This window comes from Paenibacillus sp. P4_E11 (genome assembly GCF_056401635.1).
In genome coordinates, this window is record NZ_JBFUIX010000433.1 from 1 (window position 1) to 1585 (window position 1585).

The following is a 1585-nucleotide window of genomic DNA, read 5'->3' on the forward strand; positions in this document are numbered from 1 at the left end:
GATCAGCCCAGCCGCTATTACGACGACGGTAGTGAGAACAGGAATCAGATGGTGCATGGTAGCATTGTCGTGCAATAAATACAGCTCCATCTTGTCATCGCTGACGAACATCTCTCCCGCCGTGTAACCTAGAATCCCAGCACCCAAATAAACAAAGATCGGATACTTGTGCAATAGCTTCATAACGAGTGTGCTACCCCATACGATAATCGGGATGCTGAGCCCGATACCAAGAATAATAACCGTTGTATTCCCACCGGCTTTGGCTGCGATTGCCAACACATTATCCAGACTCATCACGAAATCCGCCACAATAATCGTCCAGATCGCTTTCCCAAGCGATGTAGCTTCCTTCACATTGGCATGACTATCATCGTCAAGCAATAGCTTAATCGCAATATACATAAGCAGAATAGACCCGCCTGCCTGAATGTATGGCACTTTCAAGATCGCAACAGCTACAATGGTCAGAATAAGCCGCAGAGCTATTGCTCCGAACGCCCCCCACCATATAGCTTGCTTCCGCTGATGCAGAGGTAAGTTTTTGCTAGCGAGCGCTATAACGACAGCATTATCCCCGCTTAACACAATATTGATCAGCATAATTTGCAAAAATAGCAAAAACCATTCCATCCTTCATTAACCTCCTGCATCGTTTCCTAGAATTGTGCTTGGCTTGTAAACTTATGTGACATGACCAGCATCTTGGCAACGTTATATTACGTATGAGCTGGACAATGGTTTCACATCAAGTCCAACCCATATTAGAACAATCTGTCGCTCTCTTCTTCTTGATCCGGAGTAATATACATCGTCTCGGTCTGCTTCACTGCCGTACGAATGGCTTCAGGCAGCCAGCTATCCATCCAGGCTTCTTGTCTTTCCACAACACGTAGGTTCGGGTTCGTGGCGGGTGCCTTCGGCACGAATAGGGTACAGCAGTCTTCGTAGGGCAAGATGGATATGGGGAACGTTCCGATCTGTTCAGCAAGCACCGTGATCTCCGCTTTATCCAGCGTAATCAGCGGTCTGAGAAGCGGAAGTGAGGCTGCATTTCCGATCACATGCAGGCTGGGCAGCGTCTGACTGGCAACTTGACCCAAGCTTTCACCGGTCACGATCGCAAGTGCCTCTTGGCGTTCAGCTAGCTGCTCAGTGATACGGAACATGGCGCGTCGCATAAGGGTAATTAACAAATTGTCACGGCATTCTTGCTTCATTCTAGTCTGTATTTCCGTGAAAGGCACTAAGTGCAAAGTTACCTTCCCCGCATATTGAGCAAGAATCCGGGTCAGATCAATGACCTTCTGTTTGGCTTGTTCACTTGTGAACGGATAACTATGGAAATGCACGGCCTCCAACCTCAAGCCTTTTCGCATCGCAAGCCAGCCAGCAACCGGGCTGTCAATGCCKCCGGATAGCATAAGCATCGCTCTGCCACTGCTACCAAGCGGGAATCCCCCGGGACCTGGCAGCACCTCGGAGAACACGAGCGTCTCTTGCTCACGAACTTCCACACGAATATCGAGCTGAGGATTGTGCACGTCTACGGTAAGCCCGTCCTGCTTTTGAAGAATAGTCCCAC

General features: G+C 49.2%; 2 protein-coding genes. Both read right to left on the reverse strand.

Annotated features, from left to right (window positions below; translation table 11 throughout):
* Positions 1 to 633 (reverse strand): TerC family protein (locus AC1DWB_RS34820; protein ID WP_477545641.1); only part of this gene is annotated, 633 nt, incomplete at its 3' end.
* A gap of 131 nt (positions 634 to 764) precedes the next feature.
* Positions 765 to 1585: tRNA uracil 4-sulfurtransferase ThiI (gene thiI / locus AC1DWB_RS34825; protein ID WP_477545642.1), on the reverse strand; the 821-nt coding region annotated here is incomplete at its 5' end.